The sequence below is a fragment of the Kribbella qitaiheensis genome (assembly GCF_042657745.1).
Classification (GTDB): domain Bacteria; phylum Actinomycetota; class Actinomycetes; order Propionibacteriales; family Kribbellaceae; genus Kribbella; species Kribbella qitaiheensis.
Genome location: NZ_JBHSKE010000006.1, coordinates 310,605 through 327,188, shown reverse-complemented (window position 1 = coordinate 327,188; position 16,584 = coordinate 310,605). Strand labels below are relative to the sequence as shown.

At 68.6% G+C, this 16,584-nt stretch carries 17 protein-coding genes; 11 read left to right on the top strand and 6 right to left on the bottom strand.

Features of this window, described 5'->3' with window-relative positions; translation table 11 throughout:
- Positions 1–7 precede the first annotated feature (7 nt).
- A complete protein-coding gene (locus ACFPJ1_RS06010; RefSeq protein WP_380101861.1) occupies positions 8–1,966 on the bottom strand; it encodes a discoidin domain-containing protein in 1,959 nt (652 codons plus the stop codon).
- Positions 1,967–2,098: 132 nt separating this feature from the next.
- On the opposite strand from ACFPJ1_RS06010, the gene ACFPJ1_RS06005 reads away from it, so the two are divergent.
- Positions 2,099–3,136, top strand: a complete 1,038-nt coding sequence (locus tag ACFPJ1_RS06005; RefSeq protein WP_380101860.1) for a LacI family DNA-binding transcriptional regulator — start codon at positions 2,099–2,101, stop codon at positions 3,134–3,136.
- A gap of 57 nt (positions 3,137–3,193) precedes the next feature.
- Here ACFPJ1_RS06005 and ACFPJ1_RS06000 read toward each other — a convergent pair whose 3' ends face one another.
- Entirely contained in the window at positions 3,194–3,847 is a 654-nt protein-coding gene (locus ACFPJ1_RS06000) for a TetR/AcrR family transcriptional regulator (RefSeq protein ID WP_380101859.1), read from the bottom strand.
- 62 nt (positions 3,848–3,909) lie between these two features.
- On the opposite strand from ACFPJ1_RS06000, the gene ACFPJ1_RS05995 reads away from it, so the two are divergent.
- From ACFPJ1_RS05995 to ACFPJ1_RS05970, 6 genes are read left to right on the top strand one after another with little or no spacing between them, the layout of a single operon-like run.
- Positions 3,910–5,145, top strand: coding sequence for an acyl-CoA dehydrogenase family protein (locus ACFPJ1_RS05995; RefSeq protein ID WP_380101858.1), 1,236 nt, complete (start codon positions 3,910–3,912; stop codon positions 5,143–5,145).
- Positions 5,142–5,945 (top strand): SDR family oxidoreductase, encoded by an 804-nt coding sequence (locus ACFPJ1_RS05990; RefSeq protein ID WP_380101857.1) that lies wholly within the window; start codon positions 5,142–5,144, stop codon positions 5,943–5,945. The genes ACFPJ1_RS05995 and ACFPJ1_RS05990 overlap by 4 nt, the downstream gene beginning before the upstream one ends.
- Positions 5,945–7,009, top strand: coding sequence for a phosphotransferase family protein (locus tag ACFPJ1_RS05985; protein WP_380101856.1), 1,065 nt, complete (start codon positions 5,945–5,947; stop codon positions 7,007–7,009). The genes ACFPJ1_RS05990 and ACFPJ1_RS05985 overlap by 1 nt, the downstream gene beginning before the upstream one ends.
- A complete protein-coding gene (locus ACFPJ1_RS05980) occupies positions 7,010–7,693 on the top strand; it encodes a histidine phosphatase family protein (RefSeq protein WP_380101855.1) in 684 nt (227 codons plus the stop codon). It begins immediately after the preceding gene.
- 8 nt (positions 7,694–7,701) lie between these two features.
- Positions 7,702–8,451: an SDR family oxidoreductase gene (locus ACFPJ1_RS05975; RefSeq protein ID WP_380101854.1), complete on the top strand. Its 750-nt coding sequence runs from the start codon at positions 7,702–7,704 to the stop codon at positions 8,449–8,451.
- Positions 8,451–9,395 (top strand): LLM class F420-dependent oxidoreductase, encoded by a 945-nt coding sequence (locus ACFPJ1_RS05970; protein WP_380101853.1) that lies wholly within the window; start codon positions 8,451–8,453, stop codon positions 9,393–9,395. Before ACFPJ1_RS05975 ends, ACFPJ1_RS05970 begins: the two co-directional genes overlap by 1 nt.
- A gap of 4 nt (positions 9,396–9,399) precedes the next feature.
- Here ACFPJ1_RS05970 and ACFPJ1_RS05965 read toward each other — a convergent pair whose 3' ends face one another.
- Entirely contained in the window at positions 9,400–9,801 is a 402-nt protein-coding gene (locus ACFPJ1_RS05965) for an SRPBCC family protein (RefSeq protein WP_380101852.1), read from the bottom strand.
- Between the two features lie 52 nt (positions 9,802–9,853).
- Between ACFPJ1_RS05965 and ACFPJ1_RS05960 the strand changes: the two genes are divergently transcribed.
- Positions 9,854–10,264 (top strand): MarR family winged helix-turn-helix transcriptional regulator, encoded by a 411-nt coding sequence (locus ACFPJ1_RS05960; RefSeq protein ID WP_380101851.1) that lies wholly within the window; start codon positions 9,854–9,856, stop codon positions 10,262–10,264.
- A 70-nt stretch (positions 10,265–10,334) separates the two neighbouring features.
- Here ACFPJ1_RS05960 and ACFPJ1_RS05955 read toward each other — a convergent pair whose 3' ends face one another.
- Genes ACFPJ1_RS05955 through ACFPJ1_RS05945 form a run of 3 tightly spaced genes read right to left on the bottom strand, consistent with a single transcriptional unit; the run spans position 10,335 to position 13,378 of the window.
- A complete protein-coding gene (locus tag ACFPJ1_RS05955; protein WP_380101850.1) occupies positions 10,335–10,757 on the bottom strand; it encodes an MmcQ/YjbR family DNA-binding protein in 423 nt (140 codons plus the stop codon).
- A gap of 34 nt (positions 10,758–10,791) precedes the next feature.
- On the bottom strand, positions 10,792–12,675 hold the full coding sequence (locus ACFPJ1_RS05950) for a sensor histidine kinase (RefSeq protein WP_380101849.1): 1,884 nt from the start codon (positions 12,673–12,675) through the stop codon (positions 10,792–10,794).
- A complete protein-coding gene (locus ACFPJ1_RS05945) occupies positions 12,665–13,378 on the bottom strand; it encodes a response regulator transcription factor (RefSeq protein ID WP_380101848.1) in 714 nt (237 codons plus the stop codon). The genes ACFPJ1_RS05950 and ACFPJ1_RS05945 overlap by 11 nt, the downstream gene beginning before the upstream one ends.
- A gap of 111 nt (positions 13,379–13,489) precedes the next feature.
- Here ACFPJ1_RS05945 and ACFPJ1_RS05940 point away from each other — a divergent pair, with 111 nt between their 5' ends.
- The 3 genes from ACFPJ1_RS05940 to ACFPJ1_RS05930 are packed head-to-tail and all read left to right on the top strand — an operon-like array spanning position 13,490 to position 16,550.
- On the top strand, positions 13,490–14,566 hold the full coding sequence (locus tag ACFPJ1_RS05940; protein WP_380101847.1) for a hypothetical protein: 1,077 nt from the start codon (positions 13,490–13,492) through the stop codon (positions 14,564–14,566).
- Positions 14,563–15,861: a peptidoglycan-binding protein gene (locus ACFPJ1_RS05935; protein WP_380101846.1), complete on the top strand. Its 1,299-nt coding sequence runs from the start codon at positions 14,563–14,565 to the stop codon at positions 15,859–15,861. Before ACFPJ1_RS05940 ends, ACFPJ1_RS05935 begins: the two co-directional genes overlap by 4 nt.
- Positions 15,858–16,550 carry an ABC transporter ATP-binding protein gene (locus ACFPJ1_RS05930; RefSeq protein ID WP_132293235.1) on the top strand — a complete coding sequence of 231 codons (693 nt, stop codon included), beginning with the start codon at positions 15,858–15,860 and terminating at the stop codon, positions 16,548–16,550. The genes ACFPJ1_RS05935 and ACFPJ1_RS05930 overlap by 4 nt, the downstream gene beginning before the upstream one ends.
- The last annotated feature ends 34 nt before the right edge of the window (positions 16,551–16,584 follow it).

The following is a 16,584-nucleotide window of genomic DNA, read 5'->3' as shown; positions in this document are numbered from 1 at the left end:
AGTGGGACTACTTGTAGAGACGGACGTCGGCCAGGCTCCACCAGTGGTCGCTGGTGCCGGTCGAGGTGATGCGGATGAAGCGGGCTCGCGTCGGGCGGACATCGACGTTGGTGAGCTGGCCGGAACTCGCGCCGCTAGCCAGTGGATGCCAGGAGGTGCCGTCGAAGCTGGTCGACACCTGCCAACCGCGGGCGTAGTCGCCGATGTTGCCGCCGCTGTCGATCGCGATGCGGCGGAACTGCTTCGCCGTACCGAGGTCGACCTGCACGTACTGCCCGGCCGCCTGGGCAGCCTTGGACTGCCACACGGTCGACCCGTCCGCGTCGAAGGCGAACGCCGCGTCAGCAGCCGGTACTGCGCTCGCCGTCGCGCCCACCAAGGACACCGGAGAGAGCTCGGGATCCAGCACGTGCGACCGCGGCCAGGTGAACGTCGCGATCGAACCACCGGGCAGCGTGTACTCGAAGTTCTGGTCGCCGACCGCCACCGCGAAGGTCCGGGGGTCGTCGTTCTCGTTGTGCACGAGCAGCGCGGTGGAGCCGTCCGGGTTGCGGAACGCGGAGCTCATCAGCTGCCCGTTCCACCCGGTCGTCCCGTACGACGTACTCGCGATCCGCTCGGCGCCGGACCGGACGAACTTCGAGAGGTGCCCGATCGTGTAGTACTCCGCGTCGGTGGTCACGGTGCCGTCGGGCTGCAGCGTCACCAGCCCGGTGCAGGTGTCGCAGCCGCCGTTGTGCGGGCCGCCCTTGGAGTCGAGCGCGATGTTCCAGTTCACGACGGACTTGGCCCAGTTGCGCGTCGTACCGAGCATCAGGGTGCGGGCGTGCCAGGTGAGGGTGCCGCGGAAGATCTGCTCCGGGGTGTCGTTCGGCCCGTGCGAGCCGGAGCACTCGGTGAACCAGATGCCCTTGTCCGGGAAGGTCTGGTGCAGGGCGGTCTGCGCGCTGGGATCACCCGAGTAGCAGTGGTACGCCGTACCGGCGATCCACTTGCCGGCCGGGCTGTCGAGCAACTGGTACGGGTAGTCCGTCTCCGGATCCTCGCCGGGCGGGGTGGAATCGATGTCGCCGGGGTGGGTCGTCCAGTTGTGGTCGTAGCCGAGGATCTTCGTCCGCGGGCTGGCCGCGCGCAGCATCGGCCCGAGCGCCTCGATCACGGCGGCTTCCTGCCGCACCGGCATATCCGTGCCGGGGTAGGCGCTCGGCTTGCGGTTCTGCGGCTCGTTCTGGACCGAGAGGAAGTCCACCGGTACGCCGGCCGCCTCGTATGCCTTCACGAACTTCACCAGGTAGCGCGCGTAGGCGTTGTAGACGGCCGGGTCGTCCTTAAGCCGACCACCCACCAGCGAGTCGCCGGTCTTCATCCAGGCGGGCGGACTCCAGGGAGTCGCCATCACCTTGAGGGACGGGTTGAGCTGCTTCGCCCGGCGCAGCAGCGGCAGGATCTGCGTCTGGTCGTGCGCGATGCTGAAGTGCCGCAGCGGGAAGTCCGTCTGGCCGGCGGGCACATCGTCGTACGTGTAGTGCTGCGGCGAGGCGGTGAAGTCCGACGAACCGACCACCTGGCGGAGGAAGCTCACCCCGATGCCCTTGTCCCGGTCGAACAGCGAGCGCATCGTCTTGTCGCGCTCAGCGGGAGTGAGCCGGTAGAGGATGTCCGCCGACGAGTCCGTGATGGAGGCACCGAAGCCGTCCATCGTCTGGTACTTCGTGTCCGGGTCGACCGTGATCGTCGTCTCCGCGCTCTGGCCCTTCCGGAAGGCGACCGGCGCTCGCTCGTGCAGCAGTTCGGCGCGGTCCGGAGTGGTCACCCAGACGCGGGCGGTCGCTGTCCCCTTGCCGGCCTGGCCGTCCTGCTGAGTCTGGCCGGACAGCTCCACCGCCTGGGCGCCGGCACCGCTCAGCATGCCGCTCACCAGTAGGGCGGACCCTGCCACGGCCGCCCCGATCGCATGTCTCCTCATCGCACTCCTCAGGTCAACCCCGTTGAAACAAATGAAACAAACACGCAACACTCGGCCTTCAGCAAACGACGGCCTGCTCTGGGTGTCAAGACTCCGAAGACTGAGAGCCGCCGATGCTCTACAGTGCTGGGTGTGAAACAAAGCGATGTAACAAAGCTTGGCGGGCGCGCCACGGTGCGGGACATCGCGGCCGAGACCGGGGTGTCCATCGCGACCGTCTCCCGGGTGCTCAACCAGCAGGGCAACGTCGCTCCCCAGACCCGTGCGCTGGTGGAACAGGCAGTCGAGCGCCTCGGTGTTCGGGCGCCCAGTCCTCGGGGCGGTTCGCCGAAGCCCGTCGGCGGCGCGGTGTTCGTCCGCTGCCCCTACGTCCTCACCGACTACTTCGGCCTGATCGTCTCCTCGATCGCCGAGACCCTCGACCGCCACGGCCGCCAACTAGTCCTCAACGCTGGGCAAGGCGCAGCCGGAGCGCAGGTCCTGCCCAGACTCCCGGCCGACAACGGCCTGGCGGGGGCGATCCTGATCCTCCCGCCGGAGTCGGCCGACGACTTGGTCCGCCTCCGCTCCAAGCGCTTCCCCTTCGTCGTGGTCGACCCCCGTACGGCGGTGCCGCGCGACATCGCGTCCGTCTCGGCCGCCCACTTCGCCGGAGCGCGCCAGGTGACCTCACATCTGGTCGGCCTCGGCCACACCCGCATCGGCGTGATCGGCGGGCCGCGGGAGTGGCTGGCCAGCGACGCGCGCCTGAGTGGTCACGCCGCCGCGTTGGCCGACGTCGGCATCCTCCCGGACCCGGACCTGGTCCGGCCGGTCGAGCCGACGACCGAGCATGGCCGTCGCGCCGCGGGGCAGTTGCTCGACCTTCCCCAGCGTCCGACCGCGCTGGTCGCCTTCAACGACAAGGCCGCCGTCGGTGCCCTCCAAGCGGCGGCCGAGCGAGGGCTCAGCGTTCCCACGGATCTGTCCGTCGCCGGCTTCGACGACATCGACCTCAGCCGCGCGACCTTCCCGACCCTCACCACGGTCCGCCAACCCCTCCAGGAGATGGGCCGGATGGCTGTCAGCCTGCTGATCCGCCTGCTGGACCGCCACGAACTCGAAGCCCTGCACATCGAACTGGCCACCGAACTGGTCATCCGCGACTCCACCGCCCCACCGCCTCGCTGACCCGCGGCCAGACCGGAGCGGTCAGGTCGACCTCGCCGTTGCGCAAGGTGTCCTGCTTCAGCCGGCCGATTCTGGTGGGTCGAGGGCGCGAAGGGCGTGCAGGGCGGCGATCGCCTGATCGACGAGTTGTTCATCGGTCGACGGGCGGTCGGCGAGGGAAAGGCCGGACCATTCGATGGTGAGGTCTTCGACGTAGGCGAGCCAGGCGTGCACGGTCATCCGGATCGGCGAGGCAGGCTCAGCAGCGGTCTGCGAGTCCAGCAGGCCCAGCACGCGAGTGGTCAGGGCTGCGCGGGTCTCGGCGTAGATCTCGACGACGTAGACATCGCCGCCGGCGGCTCCACGGACGAACGAGATGTAGGAGTCGCGGCGGCGGGTGACGAAGGCGACGAACGAGACCAGCATCTGGCGGAGTTGCTCGTCGGCGGGCAGGGACGGGTCGGGCTTGGTGACGCGGAGCAGGCGGCGGCCCGCCGCGCTGACCACGGCGATGTAGAAGTCGCGCTTGGTCGGGAAGTAGTGGAAGAGCAGGCCGCGGGAGATGCCTGCCTCGGCCGCGACGGCGTCGATCGACAGGTCGTGGATCGGCTGGGTGCGGAGCATCTGCAGCCCGATGCCGACCAGTTGCTTGCGGCGATCCTCCGCGCTCAGTCGTCTCCGCCTGCCGTCGGTCGCCTCCGCGGCAGCTGGCGGTGCGTCTCGGGCCTTCACGCTGTTGAGCATTGCTCAGTAACTGCGCTACCGTCAACAGGAGTCGAGGTGAGGAGCAGCTGATGGGTTTCGAGCCGTCCGCCAGGGCGCAGGAGTTGATCGGCAAGGTCGAGGAGTTCATCCGGACCGAGATCGAACCGGTCGAGGCCGAACTGCACGCGGCCACTCGCGCCGCGGCCGACCCCTGGCAGCCGCAGCCCGCCTTCAAGGAACTGCAGGTGAAGGCTCGCAAGCAGGGCCTCTGGAACCTCTTCCTCCCGCCGGCCGAGCCCGGCAACGAGAGCTACGGCGAGGGCCTGAGCAACCTCGACTACGCCCCGATCGCCGAGCTCACCGGCCGTTCCTTCCTCGCGCCGTACGTGTTCAACTGCAACGCCCCCGACACCGGCAACATGGAGGTCCTGCTCCGCTACGGCTCGGCCGAGCAGAAGAAGCAGTGGCTCGAGCCGCTCCTCGACGGCGCGATCCGCTCGGCGTTCTGCATGACCGAGCCCGATGTCGCCTCGTCGGACGCCACCAACATGGCCGCCACCGCGATCGTGGAGGGCGACGAGGTGGTCATCAACGGCCGCAAGTGGTGGAGCACCGGCATCGGTCACCCCGACTGCGAACTGCTGATCTTCATGGGCCTCACCGATCCCGATGCCCACCGGTACGCCCGCCACACCATGGTCCTCGTACCGCGTGACACCCGCGGCGTGAAGGTCGAGCGCCTCCTCCCCGCGATGAGCAGGTACGACGAACCGCACGGCCACGGCGAGGTGTCCTTCACGGACGTCCGGGTGTCCGTCGCGAACATCCTGGTCGGGCCGGGTCGCGCCTTCGAGATCGCGCAGGGCCGGCTCGGACCGGGCCGGGTGCACCACTGCATGCGGCTGATCGGCCTGGCGGAGAAGTCGCTCGAACTGGCTCTACAGCGCGGCACCAGCAGGACCGCGTTCGGCAAGCCCCTGGTCAACCTCGGCGGCAACCGCGAGCGGATCGCCGACGCCCGGATCGCGATCAACCAGGCCCGCCTGCTGGTGCTGCAGACCGCCTATCTGCTCGACACCCAGGGCCTCGCGGGCGCGCTGAGCGAGGTCAGCCAGATCAAGGTGGCGGTACCGCGGATGGCGCAGGACGTGATCGACATGGCGATCCAGTTGCACGGCGGTGGCGGGCTGTCGGACGACTACCCGCTGGCCGCGGCATGGACGAGTGCCCGGGCGCTGCGGCTGGCCGACGGGCCGGACGAGGTGCATCGTGGAGTGGTCGCCAGGATCGAGCTGGCGAAGTATCAGCCGAAGGAGTCGAAGTGAGCAGGGTTCTCGTCACCGGCGGAGCCAGCGGACTGGGCGCCGCCCTGGTCGCCCGCTTCGTTGCTGATGGCCACCAAGTGCTCAGCACCGACCTGGCCGCGGAGTCACCCGCGGCCGACGGAGCGCAGTACCGGCAGTTGAACGTGCGGGATGCGAGTGACTGGGAAGCGGCCGTGGCGTGGTGTGAGGAGAACTGGGGTGGGCTCGACATCCTGGTGAACAACGCCGGCATCGCCACCGGCGGCCGGATCGACGTCGAGTCGCTGGACGAGTGGGACCGGGTCGTCGACATCAACCTGATGGGCGTGGTTCGCGGTTGCCGGGCGTTCACGCCGCTGTTCAAGAGGCAGCGCTCCGGCCACATCGTCAACACCGCCTCCGCGGCCGGTCTGGTGCACCCGCCGATGATGAGCTCGTACAACACGGTCAAGGCGGGCGTGGTCGCGCTGTCCGAGACGCTCTCGCACGAGCTCCACCCGTACGGCGTGACCGTGTCCGTCGTCTGCCCGTCGTTCTTCCGGACCAACCTGGGGGACTCGATCCGGGGTGACGACACCGAGATGGGCGCGACCGCGCGGCGGCTGATCGAGAAGTCTCCCCGTACTGCGGACGACATCGCCGCGGGCGTGGTCGCCGGGATCAAGAAGAAGCAGTTCCTGATCATCCCCGACCGGCCGGCTTTGCTCGCCTGGCGAACCAAGCGCTTCGCCCGCCCGCTGTACGACCGCCAGATGCGCAAGATCGCCGCCCGGGCCAGGGAGCGCGCTGAGACCCAGGTGCCGTCAACCGGAGAGCGGTGATGGCGGTAGAGCAGAGTGCGGTGCCAGGCGCCCGGGAGGTCCGGGACGAGGATTCCTTCGACGTCGCGGCGGTCGACACCTGGCTGCGGGGACAGACGACGCTACCCGAGGGAACGCCGGAGGTCCGGCAGTTCTCCGGCGGCGCCTCCAACCTGACCTACCTGCTGCGCTACCCCGGCCATGACCTGATCCTGCGCCGGCCGCCGGTGGGGACGAAGGCGAAGGGCGCGCACGACATGGGCCGGGAGTTCCGGATCCAGCAGGGGCTCGCGCCGGTGTTCCCGTACGTGCCGATGATGGTTGCTCACTGCAACGACGAGGCGGTGGTCGGGTCCGAGTTCTACGTGATGGAGCGCATCGCCGGCACCATCCCGCGGCGCTCCGAGCTCGGCGTGGACCTGACGCCGGAGCAGACCCGGCAGCTCTGCTACACCCTGATCGACACCCTGGTGGATCTGCACCGGGTGGATCCGGCCGCCGCCGGGCTGGCGGATCTCGGCCGGGGCGAGGGGTACGTCGAACGCCAGGTCGCAGGCTGGTCCGGGCGGTACCGCAAGGCGAAGACGTGGAACGTGCCGAGCTACGAGCGGGTGATGGCCTGGCTCGAGGCGAACCGCCCGGCCGACGTACGGATCTGCGTGATCCACAACGACTTCCGGCTCGACAACGTGGTGCTCGCGCCGGACGACCCGCTGCGGGTGGTCGGCGTACTCGACTGGGAGTTGGCGACGCTCGGGGATCCCCTGATGGATCTGGGTAGCGCGCTCGCGTACTGGGTTCAGGCGGATGACGACTGGGCGTTCCGGCGGTTCCGCCTGCAGCCGTCCGACGTACCGGGGATGGTCAGCCGGGACGAGATCGTCCGCTACTACTGCGAGAAGTCCGGACTCGAGCCGGCGAACTGGGCGTTCTACGAGGTGTTCGGGTTGTTCCGGCTCGCGGTGATCGCCCAGCAGATCTACTACCGCTACCACCACAAGCAGACCCGGAACCCCCGGTTCAAGAACCTTTGGCTCCCGGTCAACCTGCTGGAGCGGCGCTGCCGCCGGATCATGGGCCGCTGAGTGCCGACCATCTACCTGATCCGGCACGCGCAGGCGTCGTTCGGGCGCAGCGACTACGACAGGCTCTCGCCGCAGGGTGAGCAGCAGTCCGTCCGGCTGGGCGAGGTACTCGCGGCGCGCGGGGTGAAGCCCGAGTTCGTCGTCTCCGGGGCGATGCGCCGGCACGCGCGGACCGCGGAGCTCGCCCTGCAGACCGCGGGCCTGACCAACTCGGTTGTCGTTGACGAGGGGTTCAACGAGTTCGACCACGACCAGGTGATCGTCGCGCACAAGCCGGCGTACGAGCGCCGCGCCGTGCTGCTCGCCGATATGGCCCGGACCGGTCACCCGGCGCGCGCGTTCCAGGAGATGTTCGGCGCCGCGACCGAGCGCTGGACCCGCAGCGACGGCGACGGCTATACCGAGTCCTTCCAGACGTTCTGCCGCCGCTCGGAGGACGCGGTACGACGTACTGCGGACCGGCTGGGCAAGGGGGAGACCGCAGTCGTGTTCACCTCGGGTGGTCCGATCGTCGCGGCGGTGAGCCGGATGCTCACCGGCACCGACGACCTGTGGCTGCGGTTGAACCCGGTCACCGTCAACACCGCGATCACCAAGATCGTGTCGGGGCGCAGCGGACTGACTCTGATCAGCTTCAACGAGCACGCGCACCTCGACGGCACCGACATGCTCTCCTACCGATAGGCGGTCTGATGCGACGCAACATCCTGATCACCGGGGCGAGCTCGGGACTCGGTGCCGAGATGGCCCGCCAGTTCGGGGCTCTCGGCCACAACCTGGTGCTGACCGCGCGCCGGGAGGACCGGCTGAAGGCCCTGCAGGAAGAGCTGATCGGCAAGTATCCCGGGATCAGCGTGATCCTGCACCGGCTGGACGTGACCGATCACGAGCAGGTGTTCGAGGTGTTCCGGGCTGCGGAGGCGGAGCTGGAGGGCGGGCTCGACCGGATCATCGTGAACGCCGGCATCGGCAAGGGTGCGCCGCTCGGCACCGGCCGGTTCGACGCGAACCGCGAGACCGCGATGACGAACTTCGTCGCCGCGCTGGCGCAGACCGAGGCGGCGATGGAGGTGTTCCGGGCCAAGAACGCCGGGCATCTGGTGATCATTTCGTCGGTCGCCGCACTGCGAGGTCTGCCGAAGACGGTGACCACGTACGCCGCCACCAAGGCCGCCGTGGCGACGTTGGCGGAGGGTCTGCAACTGGAACTGCTGGGCAAGCCGATCAAGGTCAGCACGATCTACCCGGGCTACATCCGGTCGGAGCTGAACGAGAAGGTGACCAGCACGCCATTCATGGTGGACACCGTCAAGGGCGTTCGTGCGATCGTGAAGGCGATCGAGGCGGAGAAGGCGAAGGCCTACGTGCCGCCATGGCCGTGGGTGCCGATGGCAAGGTTCCTGAAGTACGCGCCGTTGCCGTTGCTGAAGAGGATGATCTGATGCGCTGGGGTCTGACCGTTCCACTGACCGGGGTACCGCTGCGGGACCACCGTCCGCTGGTGTCCGAGCTGGCTTCGCTGGGGTACACGGATCTGTGGTCGGCCGAGGTGGCCGGCGCCGATGCCTTCACTCCGTTGGTGCTGGCGTCCGAGTGGGACGATCAGTTGCGCTTGGGGACGGCCGTAGTACCGGTTCACACTCGCGGACCAGCTGCGCTGGCGATGAGCGCGGCGGCGTTGGCCGAGTTGGCGCCGGGGCGGTTCGTGCTGGGGATCGGGGCGTCGTCGGAGACGATCGTGACCGGCTGGAACGGGATCGCCTACGACCCGCCGCTCGCCCGCACCCGCGACGTACTGCGCTTCCTGCGGCAGGCGTTCGCCGGGGAGAAGGTGGACGGCGAGTTCGACAGCTTCACGATCAACCGGTTCCGGCTGGAGAAGGCACCGGAGATCCCGCCCTCGATCATGCTCGCGGCGCTCCGGCCCCAGATGTTGCGGCTGGCCGCGCGCGAGGCGGACGGCGCGATCACCAACTGGTTGTCCGCCGACGACGTGCGGCAGGTCCGCGCCGAGCTCGGTGACGACAAGGAACTCGCGGCGCGGATCTTCGTCTGCGTCACCGAGGACGCGGAGATGGCCCGCAATATCGGCCGCTTCCTGATCGCCACCTACCTGACCGTCCCCGGCTACGCGGCCTTCCACGACTGGCTCGGGCGCGGCGAGGCGATGAAGGAGATGCGCGACGCCTGGGCGGCCGGCGATCGCAACGCGGCGATGGCGGCTGTCCCGGTCTCGGTCATCGACGACCTCATCGTTCATGGCACCGCCGCGGACTGCCGCGCGCAGATCAACCGGTATGTGGAGAACGGTCTCGACACCCCGATCATCGCCGCGCTTCCCATTGGTACAGATCTCTTGGACACGGCCAGGGCTCTCGCTCCCTGACGTCTCAGGGCTGTTCCTCGCAGAGCGCGCGGACGGCCTCCAACTCCGCCTCGACGATGGTCAGCTGCTCCGCGACCGCGTCGTCGGGGACTTCCGGGGGGAACATCAGCGTGAACTGGTACTCACTGCCCGCGCCGTTCGGCAGCACGCGGGTGAACACGCCCTGGTTCTCGGCGGCCAGCAGGTCGACGGTGCCATGGTCACGCGAGGCCCGCACAGTGATACGGGTTTCGCCCTGGTCGTTCTCGAGGATCCAGTCGTCACCCTCCACGCGGACGGCACGGGCGACACCCGGAGCCCATCGCGGCAGGGCGGCGGGATCGGTCACCAGCTCGAAGACGGCTCGCGGCGACGCGGCGATCGAGATGGACCGGGTTCGGGCAGTCAACAGAGTATTAGTAGGCATGCGCTGATGATAAGCGCCTGCATATCATTACTCGAGTCCTATCATCCGAGGCATGGAACGCGAAGAGCTGGGATCGCTGTTCGGGCGGATCACCCGGCGGCTCATCACTGCCGAGGGCCCGTTGCTGGACGATCACGGACTCTCGATGTGGGGCTACAGCGTGCTGTCGCAGTTGGCTCGGCAACCCGGGGTCAACCAGCTCACGCTCGCCACTGCGATCGGGTACGACAAGTCCCGGCTGATCGCGCTGCTCGACGTGCTCGAGCGCGACGGCTTGATCGTCCGCGAGCCCGACCCGGCCGATCGCCGGAACCGCCAGGTCCGGTTGACCGCCGCGGGTCAGGCGCGGCACACCGCCGTACAGGCTGACATCCGCACGATGGAAGACGACCTGCTCGGCGAACTGACCGCTGCAGAACGACGGTCATTGATCAGCATGCTGGCCCGCCTCGCCAAAGGGTGAACAACACCTTCCTTGCCCTTGGCATCGTTCATCCGCTGTACGTCGAAACGCGTCGGCGCATGCGCGCCGGTCAGGTGAGGCGGTGTTCTTCCAGCCACGTGGTGGCGCGGCGCTTGGAGGCGCGGGCGAGCCAGGCGTCCTGGATCACTTCGGCCAGTTCTTGCCGGGTGAGTTCGCCGAGGTGGCTGGCTCGGACCAGGACGGACGGGTGGCCGTTGAAGTGCGGCGTGGTGAAGAACGGGTTCGACTCGTCCGACACGAGGGCGAGCTTGTCGTCCGCGGAGGGCACCCAGATCACGATGACGTCGTCGTACCGCTCGCCGGTGTCGGGGTCGAAAGCGTCCGGTCGAGGTGTACGGAAGAAGACGAAGGACTTGCCGCCGACCTGGTAGACGGGGTTCCCAGAACCGCCCTGCTCGATCGTGACGTGGGGCATCCCCAGCGCCACCTCGTGCACGTCCGCGACGCGCGCCTTCCGTGCCCGACCGGCCATTGCCGCAGTCTAGTGCCGCCGGTCCGCGCCCAGGTCAAGCCTTACCGGGCGGGAACGGGCGGCTCGGCAGGTGGATGGTGAAGGTGGAGCCGTGGGAGAGCTTGCTGGTGACAGTGATGGATCCCTGGTGCGCCTCGACAAGGTGCTTGGTGATGGCAAGGCCCAGCCCGCTGCCACCCGTTGTCCGGCTGCGAGAGTGCTCGGCGCGGTAGAACCGGTCGAACAGGTGCGGGAGATGCTCCGCGGCGATCCCGGTCCCGTTGTCCACGACCGTCAGGTTGTAGCCGTCGCCTTCCCGTCGTACGCCGACCACCACCTTTCCGCCCGACGGGGTGAACCGGATGGCGTTGGACACCAGATTCCCCAGCGCCTGACGGACGCGGGCGTTGTCGACCACGGCAGGCGCCGGCCCGTTCACCTCGGCGATCAAGGTGACCGCGGCTGCTTCGGCGGCCGGGCGATGAGCCGAGACCACCTGTTGCGCCAGCTCGGACAGATCCCGCAGTTCGGGATGCACCCGGAGTTTCCCGGCATCGGCAAGGGCCAGATCCTGCAGATCCACGACCAGGCGTTCGAGCAGCCCGGCCTCTTCCAGCAGCGAGCTCACCAGTGCTTGGTCGAGGGCGACCACGCCGTCCTCGGACGCGACCAGGTAGCCCTTGATATTGGCGAGCGGTGTCCTCAGTTCATGGGCGACATCGCTGACCATTGCCTTGCGCTGGTGGTCGTGATGCTGGATCGACTCCGCCATCGCGTTGAACGCGTGCCCGAGCCGAGCCACTTCGTCCTTGCCGGTCACCGGAACCCGAGTGGCGTGGTCCCCGTTCGTCATCCGCTGGGCGGCACCCGTCAGCGCCAGGATCGGCCGGACCAGGCGGCGCCCCGCGAACACCATCACCAGCGCCGCGATGACGAGCACGCCGAGCGCGGTGGCCGCAGTACGGAGGAGTCCTTCGCCGGAGAAGACGTTGAACGCGTTCTTGGCCCCGAGGTAGAGCCGCGCCTCCGGAGCGACGTACGGCGTGAGCGCGTCCGAGCGTGCCTTCGATGTGCACTCGAGCATGGTCTGGGAGAACGGCTGGTCGGTGTTCGCCGGCACCACTGTTTGCAGTCCCGGGAGCTTGAAGGAGCTGAGGGAGAAGGGCTCTCCGGCGGCCTTCAGGCAGGAGACGGCACGCCGTACCTCGTCCTGGTTGATCATCAACGCCTTGGCGCTTGGGGCGTTCAGCTCGGTCGGCATGCACTCGTCGTCCACCGGCGCGGTGCCGACCTTCATCACCTGCGTGACGGCCATGCCGTCGACGCTCCCGCCGGATTCGACTATCACTTGCGGACCTTCGCCGCCTCCCTTGGAGACCGACGCGGTGGTGCCCTTGGACTGGTAGCAGGCGACGGCCTGGTCCGCCAGCCGGTCCCGCTCACGGCGCTCCTGATCGGTCAGCCCCCAGCTCGGGGACATCAGGTACGGCGCGCTCATCATCACCCTGGCCTCGGCCTTGCCAGGCGGCATCCGGGTGGCGATCGCCGTGGACGCCTTGGTGAAGAGCGCGTTGCCCTCGTTCCGCACGTCGATCGTTGCGGCCGGCATCGAGGGGAGCTCGGGACCGGCGCCGAGCATCCGGGCGGAGTCGGCGAGCACCGTGCCGTCGGGCTCAGTCACCGCGATCCGCCGGCCGGTCTCGTCGGCGAGCTGCTTGACCACGTCGTCCACCCCGGACCAGGTCGGATGCTCACCGGCGTAATCGTTCAGCCGGCTGTAGATCTCGCCGTCGGTCTGCAGCTGCGAGGCGTTCTCGGCGATCTCGCCCTGGAGCTTCTCCGAGGTGCTGTAGGTGGCGATCACCGCGGTCGCGATGACGGCGCCGAGGGCGACCGCGAGGGACAGCCCGAGGAACCGGAGCAAGACGCTACGACGCATCCGAGATCACCACCTTGTCGGCGAGCTTGTAGCCCACCCCGTACACGGTTTTCAGGTACGCCGGGCTGGCGGGCTCCGGCTCGATCTTCTTGCGCAGGTTCATCACGTGCACGTCGATCGTCCGGTCGAACACGTAGTGGTCGAACCCGAATGCGTGCTCGAGCAGTTGCTGCCGGGAGAACGCTCGCCCGGGGGACGCGGCCAGGCAGGCGAGGATCTTGAACTCCGCCGGGGTGACGTCCACCATCGCGCCGTCCAGCCGTACTTCGTGCCGGACCGGGTCGATCTCCAGTCCGCCCACCCGGTACACCTCGCCCTCGGAGCGGCTCCGGGTACGGCGCAGTACGGTCCGGACGCGGGCGACGAGTTCCCGCGGGTTGTACGGCTTGGTCAGGTAGTCGTCCGCGCCCAGGTCGAGCCCGAGCAGCAGGTCGTCCTCCGTGGACCGGGCAGTCAGCATGATGATCGGGACATCCCCACCACCCGCGCTGTCGGCTCGCAGGACGCGGCAGACGTCGAGGCCGTCGACCTTCGGCATCATCACGTCGAGCACCAGCAGGTCGGGGCTGCGCCGGCGGGCCTCGTCGATGGCGGCCCGGCCGTCGTGCACCACGACGGTCAGATGGCCCTCGCGCTCGAGATAGCGCCGGATCAGCTCCGCCTGCTTCCGGTCGTCTTCGGCGACGAGGATCCGGGCTGGCATGCAACGACCATGACTGATCTTCATGAGATTTCGATGAAGATCGGCTGAGAGCATCGGGTGCTGATCGGTCCTTCACAGCTTCTTCACGGCCCCGCCGCCAGGCTCCCACCCATGAAAACCACACGGAAAGCACTAGCTCTGGTCGCCGTGCTGGCGCTGGCCGGCTGCGGTGGCACCAATGACCCGGGTGCCTCGGGCAGCGAGGACCAGGGCGACAAGAGCCCGCTCGCGGAGTACATGGGTGACGGGTTCATGAGCAACTCAGGCGGCGGGATGCGGATCGCCGTCCGGGCCGGCGGCGGGCAGGGCTCGTCGGAGGAGGAACTGGCCAAGCAGCGCAAGGTGGAGGACGGCACCGCCGCTTGTATGAAGGCGGCGGGATTCGAGTACGTCGCGGTGCCACCGGAGTCGAACCCCAAGTCCAAGTTCGACGACGCGTTCAACCTGCCGCCGGACAAGTTCGCCGAGCAGTACGGCTACGGCATCAGCACGATCGACTGGTCCAAGCCGGGCGGCGAGGACGACACCAACCCCAACACCAAGATCCGCAACGCGCTGTCCGCGACCGCCAAGAAGGCCTACGACAAGGCGCTGAACGGACCGAACGCGACCGGCGACGGCAACGTGATCTCGGTGCCGACGGACGGCAAGAGCAACAGCAGCGGTCCAACTGACATGGGTTGCCGGGGCAAGGCGGTCGAGGAGGTCTACGGCAAGCGCGACAAGCTGGCCGACTTCAGCAAGTACGAGTCGCTGTTCAAGGATCTCGACGCGCTGCGGAAGCGGATCGAGTCCGACCAGCGCGTGGTCGACGCCACCGCGGCCTGGGCCGACTGTCTGGCCGACTCCGGGCACGCCGGGTTCAAGAAGACCGACGAGCCGCGCGAGAAGGTCAGCCAGAAGCTCGACGCTCTGACCGGCAACGACAACGGCGCGCCCACCGGCGGGACGACGCCCAAGAAGGGCAAGGTAACCGCGGTCGGCCCGCCGTCGTTCGACAAGGTCGACGCGCAGAAGCTGGCAGACCTGCGCAAGTTCGAGATCGAGCTGGCCAAGGCGGACCAGGGCTGCAAGGCCAAGTTGTACGACGAGCCGTACAAGAAGGCGCAGTACGAGCAGGAGACGGAGTTCGTCGCCTCGCACAAGGCTGAGCTCGAGGCGTACCGCGACGGAATGGCGGAACGGTGACCGCTTCGCCCAAGTCGCGCCGGCGCGTACTGGTCGGGGTCTCCGCGGTGGCGACGTTCTCGCTCGGCGTGGGCGTCGCCGCCGGTAGCCGGCTGATGTCACCGGAGGATGCGGCCGCCAAGACCGCGCCACCGAAGGCCTCCCAGATCACCGTGCCGGTGGTGAAGAAGGCGCTGTCCAGCAAGGTCGTCGCACGCGGCGACACCTCGTTCGACGGAGCGGTGAACGTCCGGGTCGAGACGAGCGGTCTGGAGACCCCGGCCGTGGTGACGGGCAAGGTGCCGAAGGTCGGCTCCACCATCCAAGCGGGCAAGGCGCTGCTGGAGATCGCGGGGCGTCCGGTGATCGGGCTGCCCGGTGTGCTGCCGATGTACCGCACGCTCACCCCGGGCTCCAAGGGACCGGACGTGCTCCAGCTCGAGCAGACCCTGGACAAGCTGGGGTTCGACCCGGGCACGGTCGACACGAAGTACGACAGCAGTACTGCGCGGGCGGTCGACGAGCTCTACGAGTCAGCCGGGTACGAGGCGCCTGAGCCGGACGAGCGACTCACGCAGGAGGTAGAGGGCGCGGACAAGAACGTCGACGCGATGAAGAACGCGCTCCGCCAAGCGCAGGCCGCGCTCAAGCAGGCCAAGGCAGGCCCGGGCAAGGGCGACACCTCGGTCCAGCAGGGGGCGGTCGACGACGCGGAGGAGAACCTGGACGATGCCCAGGACGCGCTCGCCGAAGCCGAGTTCAAGGCCGGTACGCCGCTGCCCGTGTCGGAGATCGTCTTCGTGAAGACGCTGCCGCGCCGGGTGGACGACGTGAAGGTCGAGCGCGGCGGCACCGTGAACGGCGTGGTGATGTCGGTCAGCGGTGCCTCGCTCGTGGTCACCGTCAAGGTGGACGCGGCGACCAAGGAACGGCTGAAGGTCGGCATGCCGGCCAGCTTCGATCTAGGCGACGGCAGCCTCATCGCCGCCACGGTCCGCCGGATCACCCGGAACGCGGACCAGTTCGACGTAGTGGTCGCGCCGAAGACCCTCACCGCGACCCAGTTGGAACGCCTCCGCGAGGCGAATGTCCGGGTCACCATCCCGGTGAAGAGCACCAACGGCAAGGTCCTCGCCGTGCCGCTCGCCGCCTTGTCGGCGGGCTCCGACGGCAGCTCCCGCGTCGAAGTACTGCGGGACGGCAAGGTCGAGCTGATCCCGGTCACGGTCGGGCTCTCCGCGGACGGCTATGCCCAGGTCACCGCCTCGGGCGACGTCAGACTGGGCGAGGGCGACCAAGTGGTGGTCGGCCGATGAGCGCCACGGCAGTCGCGTTGCCGGCGCCGGTGGTGGAGATGATCGGCGTCCGGCGGTTCTTCCCCGGACCGCCCGAGGTGCAGGCGATCCGGGAGGTCGACCTGACCATCGGGCAGGGGGAGTACCTCTCGATCGTCGGCCCGTCCGGCTCCGGCAAGTCGACCCTGCTGCATCTGCTCGGGCTGCTCGACAATCCGACGGGCGGCGTCTACCGGCTCGACGGCGTCGACACCCTCAGCCTCCGCGAACGCCGTCGCGCCGTACTGCGGGGCGAGCGGATCGGGTTCGTCTTCCAGTCGTTCCACCTGCTCGATCACCGCACGGTGCTGGAGAACGTGGCGCTCTCGATGGTGTACGTCGGCGTGCCGCGGCGCGAGCGGATCGCCCGTGCCCGGGTGGCACTGGAGCGGGTCGGGCTGGCGCATCGGATGGACTTCGCACCGACGACGCTCTCGGGTGGTGAGCGGCAGCGGGTGGCTATCGCCCGGGCGCTGGTGGCCGAGCCGAGTCTGCTGCTTGCGGACGAACCCACCGGCAACCTCGACAGCGCCAACGCGGAGGCGATCCTCGAAGTGTTCGACGAGTTGCACCACGAGGGCATGACGCTCGCCGTCATCACCCACGACGACAACGTCAGCCGCCGCGCCCAGCGCCAGGTCCGCATCGTCGACGGGACCCTCCAGTGGTGACCCCACCAGCAGGCCCCCCGGATCCCGCCGGCGG